This window comes from Phormidesmis sp. 146-20 (assembly GCF_052939475.1).
Window position 1 is genome coordinate 1 of the sequence record NZ_JBJPHT010000101.1, and the last position, 5,229, is coordinate 5,229.

Below are 5,229 nucleotides of genomic sequence, written 5' to 3' on the forward strand. Positions count from 1 at the left end.
GACCGATTTCCCCTCTAACTTTTCACCTTTGACACAAAACTATTGACATACCCAAGCCAAACACCGTAACGACTGGCAAGAGTGCATTCTTTAACCCATATTGCAGCACCACCAGGCGCTCTGACAGTCCTCTTGCCCTGGCATACAGTACATAGTTTTGATTTAGACTTTCGAGCATACTGCCGCGCAGCAATCTTGCATAAACTGCCGCAGGTGCAAACGCTAAAGTAACTGATGGTAAAACCCAATCCAGGATCGAGCCGCGACTTGTAATCGAAAACCAGCCGAGCTTGAAACTAAATACATACAGCAGCAAAAAACCCAGCCAAAAACTCGGCATCGATACGCCAATGTAAGCAAATAGCCGACTCACCTGATCGAAAACAGTATCCCGATACAAAGCAGCTAAAATCCCCATTGGCAAACTTACTACAAAAATCAGCACCGTTGTACAGAGCATCAGCATCAACGTTGTCGGAATGTAGTTGATGACTTCCTGTAAAACTGGCTTGCCTGTCACGAACGATCGCCCAAAATCCAATCTTAAAACATGCCAAAGCCAGTCTAGATACTGAATCAAAAGTGGACGATTTAGACCGAGCTTTTCTCGCATGTCTGCGATCGCTTCTGGGGTCGTCGGAGTGTCGGTGGCTCGAAGCACAACAACAGCAGGATTGCTGGGCATGAGTTGAAGTAAGAGAAATGCCACGATCGAGATTCCTATCAAAACTGGAATCAATTGCAGGCCACGCCTAAAAACATAGTGGTTGGTTAGTTTCACAGGATTAGAAGAAGGTTAAGACTTGCTGAGTTTGCTAATGGGGACTTGATAAGCTTGGGGCATAAATTCAAATCCTGAGAGGTTTTTGTGCAATACGGCAACATTCGTAGAGTAAGAAATCGGCAGATAAACGGCTTGTTCATGCAGCGTCGTGAGAATGTCTCGATAAAGCTGTTGGCGCTTTTCTTTCTGAGTTGTTGTCAATACTTCGCCAATCTTACGATCGATCTCTGCTTTCATCGGCAGACCCTGTTGTGCAGCATAGTCGGCATGACTTGGAACACGCATCGATGACACCATTGCTTGAGGTTCATAAGGCGGGCCCCAAGTCTCATTCACAATCAAATGAAACTCACCGCTTGCTTGCCGCTCTCTCCAGGCTTGCCTTTCCTCACCTAGTAGCTTCACCTCGATTCCCACGGTTTTCAAATCAGATTGAATGGCTTCTGCGACCGCGCGATCGACCTTATTGTCACCCCCAAACGATAAGTCAAGTGTCAGTGGCTGACCGTTTTTCTGGCGGATTGCTTGTCCTGCGGGTTGCTGCCATCCAGCTTGATCAAGTAGCGCTTTGGCGCGATCGACATCATAGGAATAAGGTTGTAACTCAACATTGGCATAAGGCACTTCTTTTGAAAGATAGGTATCTGCTTTTTGCTCTGTGTTGTAAAAGATGGCTGTTACGATCGCATCTTTATTAACACTATGCTGAATGGCCTGCCGCACTTTGAGGTCTTTGGTTGCGCCGCGATTGGTGTTGATTGCGAAGGCTCTCGTGTTCAAAGGGGGAGAGACTTCTGCAATGTATTGACCAGAATCACGCAGTTGCCGAAATGAGTCGAGGCTAATTTCATCGCTGCCATAGATCAGATCGACTTCGTTTTTCTCAAATGCTAAAACTCGTGTCTCGCTATCTGGAATGATTTTGACGGTCACTTGTTCGAGTGCTGGTTTTTGACCCCAGTAGTTTTCATTGCGCTTAAAAACGGCGTAAGTATCTTTCCGATAGTCAGAAAGCACCCAGGCTCCAGTCCCAATTGGCGCTCTAATTCCTTGGGCAGTGGTTCCGCTGTCTGGAAACGCTTTGGGCGACAGAAAGCGCACAGGGCGAACTAATGTGAGTTCTTGCAAGACAGAATAGTAGGGAGTCTTCAAAAACATTTGCAATGTGCGATCGCCCACGGCTTCGACGCGATCGATGGCTTGCACCAGTCCGAGCCAGTCATGCTCTTTTCGATTTTGCAAAATCTGATCAAAGTTAGCTTTCGCCGCAACTGCATCAAACGGCGTACCGTCCGAAAATTTTACTCCTTTACGAAGCTGAAACGTCACCTGTTGACCGTTGGGTGACACCTTCCAACTTTCTGCCAGTGCAGGCTGAATCTTGCCGCCGCGCTCGTAAGTGACAAGTGGCTCATAGATCATATCTTGAGCAAACATCTGACTCGGCCCATATCGATGGGGATTTAGTGACCTTACATCTTGTGACCAGGAAAAGGTTAATGAAGTTTGAGAAGATTGGGAACTCGGTTGGGTACAGCTTGGCAAAATAACTATGACAGCCGCCGCAACCACGAGCAAAACGCGAAAAAGAGCCTTTCTCATGAGGGTGCGATCGCAAAACAAAATGCGTTTTAGAACACAGGGTTCTAGATAAGTTTTCTGCTAAATTCTGCTAAATCATAAGTCTGCTGGAAAGAAATACTAGCACTTTTACTCAAAATAGAACAATCCAGGGGGGAGGGACTAAACCTGTAAAGGCGCAAAAGTCTACTCTCCAGATCATTTTTTCAGCAATTATGCATAGGCTCAACAACTTGACAGCCGTATAAAAAGTCATATACAGTGCTGTCAATGCTAATCATGAGAATGCTTCTCAATTAAACTTGAATCGCTTGAGGGATAAAGGTTTCTAGCCTTTGCTACTCTGCGATCGCTCTACAACTAGAAGCTACCTCAAAGTTTTGAGATAGAACCTGTTGATGCCTCCTGCACTGCTTGATCAGGCGGGAAGTTGATACTGCAAAATGTTAGTTCCCTCTGCGATCGGTCAAAGACTGAATCGTTGTTCATAAGACTTGTGTGTGTGTGATGAGCATGACGAAAATTGATTGGATTGGTGTGATTTGCTCTGCAAAGTTTCCAGCGATCGCACTGTTTGTTGGGTTAGCAGTTCAGGTTTCGGCTGCACAAGCTGAATCTTTAGATGGGAATGAGTCTTCTACTACAAAGGAATCATCAATTTCCACAACGCAAGGTTTAGCAAAAATCTCTAAGCGAGCGGCTGATTTAGAGCCAGCACAGCCCCCTTCTTTTACCCAAACCGCAGAACTTACATCCATTGCACAGGCAATAGAGCCGGATGAAGAAGAGGTAACTGTAACAGGAGATGGGGCACGAGGCTATCGAGTTCCAAGCGCAGAATCAACAACTCGAACCAACACCCCCCTGCGCGACATTCCGGCAAACATTCAGGTGATTCCCCGACAGGTTTTAGAAGATCAAGGGGGAACTCGGGTTGATGATGCGTTGCGAAATGTCAGTGGGATTACTTTTGGCAATTCATTTGGTGGTAGGCTTTCACAATTTTTAGGGCGAGGCTTTCCAGTTACTCAATTTCGCAATGGGCTGCTAGAAGGCAGTAGTGCAGGAGCCTTGTTTAGATTTAACTCGCTCACCTCGATCGAGACTGCCGACATTGAGCAGATTGAGGTGTTGAAGGGCCCCGCTTCGGTGCTATTTGGGCAGGTCGAGCCAGGAGCAGTGGTCAACTTTGTTAGTAAGAAACCTCTGTTCAGACCTTCATACACTGTGAGTCTGAATGTTGGTAGCTATGGTTTTTTTCGTCCGACCTTTGATTTTTCGGACAACCTGAATGCAACAGGTACGGTTTCTTATCGATTAAATGTGGCAGTTGAACGGGCTGAAAGCTTTCGTGATTTTGTTGACAGCGATCGCATCTTTCTTGCACCCAGTCTCGCCTGGAAAATTAGCCCCCGCACAATGCTGTCGTTTGAAGGATCATTTCTCAAAGATGAGCGACCGATCGATCGGGGACTTGTTGCATTAGGTAGAGGTGTGCCTGATGTTCCGATTAGTCGCTATCTCGGCCCCGGAAGCAAATCAAATGAGTTTGATGAAAAACGAGCCTACTTATCTCTTGATCATCAGTTTAGCGATCGCTTATCTTTTCGCAGTACTTTACGCATCACAAGCAGCCAGGAACTCCGCCCTCTAACGGTTCAAGCAGGCAATCTCCGCCCAGACAATCGGACTGTCCCACTTAATACAAGTACCATTGATCAACTATTTGATACTTACACCTGGCGAAATGATCTAATTAGCAAGTTTAATACTGGCCCGATCAAACATACACTTTTAGCAGGAATTGAGCTGACAAAAATCTCTGGCTGGTTCAATAACAACTTCACCGGAACAGCTAGCCCAATTGATTTGTTTAACCCAAACTATAACAGTGTTGTCATCTCACCCTTGCGTCGTCGCCCAGAACTGGATGTCAACAGTGATGTTAAAACATTGGGCATCTATCTACAAAATCAGATTGATCTACTAGATAACCTCAAGCTTGTTTTAGGTGGACGGTTTGATACTTATGATCAAGAAGAAATCCGTCCTGGCGCTCCAGCTTTGAGTATTCAGCAGACTGGAAATGCTTTTTCTCCAAATGCTGGACTGGTATATCAACCGAGCAAAACGCTTGCTTTCTATGCAAATTATGCACGATCGTTTCAGCCGCAAATTGGGCGAGATCTCGATCGAGAAACCTTCAAGCCCGAACGGGGAACACAATACGAAATTGGGGTCAAAGCTGATTTGATTCCCAATCGACTGTCTGCCACACTCGCAGGCTACAAAATCACAAAAACGAATGTATTGACCTCTGACCCAAGAGATCAAAATTTCTCAATCCAAGTGGGAGAACAACGCAGCCAAGGCATCGAACTGGATATCGTCGGGGAAGTTTTACCTGGCTGGAACGTGATTGCTTCTTACGCTTACACGGATGCTGAAATTGCTCAAGATAATCGCTTCGCCGCAGGCAATCAGCTTGTGAACATTCCTTACAACACTGCCAGCTTGTGGACGACTTACACACTGCAATCAGGCAGGCTCAAAGGGTTAGGATTTGGAGCAGGTGTGTTTTTTGTAGATGGGCGATCGGGCGACTTAGCAAACAGTTTTCAAGTTCCAAGCTATGCGCGGGTCGATGCAGGCATTTTCTACAACACAGGTAAGGTTCGAGCAGGACTCAACTTTAAGAATCTGTTTGACACGGTTTATTTTGCGGGTACGCAAAGCCGTTCAAGTATCATTCCTGGGATTCCTTTTACCGTTCAAGGCAGCTTGTCTGTTCAATTCTAAGTTTGCGATGCAGCAATAGTCCGGACAAAATTAGACAGCGATAACGCCGTAAGACCTTAGATTCT

At 46.0% G+C, this 5,229-nt stretch carries 3 protein-coding genes; 1 reads left to right on the plus strand and 2 read right to left on the minus strand.

All coding sequences use genetic code 11. From position 1 onward, the window contains the following. Positions 1 to 22: 22 nt before the first annotated feature. Positions 23 to 781: an ABC transporter permease gene (locus ACKFKH_RS33210; RefSeq protein WP_446862672.1), complete on the minus strand. Its 759-nt coding sequence runs from the start codon at positions 779 to 781 to the stop codon at positions 23 to 25. A 15-nt stretch (positions 782 to 796) separates the two neighbouring features. After that, positions 797 to 2,386, minus strand: a complete 1,590-nt coding sequence (gene nikA, locus ACKFKH_RS33215) for a nickel ABC transporter substrate-binding protein (protein WP_446862673.1) — start codon at positions 2,384 to 2,386, stop codon at positions 797 to 799. A gap of 492 nt (positions 2,387 to 2,878) precedes the next feature. Here nikA and ACKFKH_RS33220 point away from each other — a divergent pair, with 492 nt between their 5' ends. Further along, positions 2,879 to 5,164 (plus strand): TonB-dependent siderophore receptor, encoded by a 2,286-nt coding sequence (locus ACKFKH_RS33220; RefSeq protein WP_446862674.1) that lies wholly within the window; start codon positions 2,879 to 2,881, stop codon positions 5,162 to 5,164. Positions 5,165 to 5,229 lie beyond the last annotated feature (65 nt).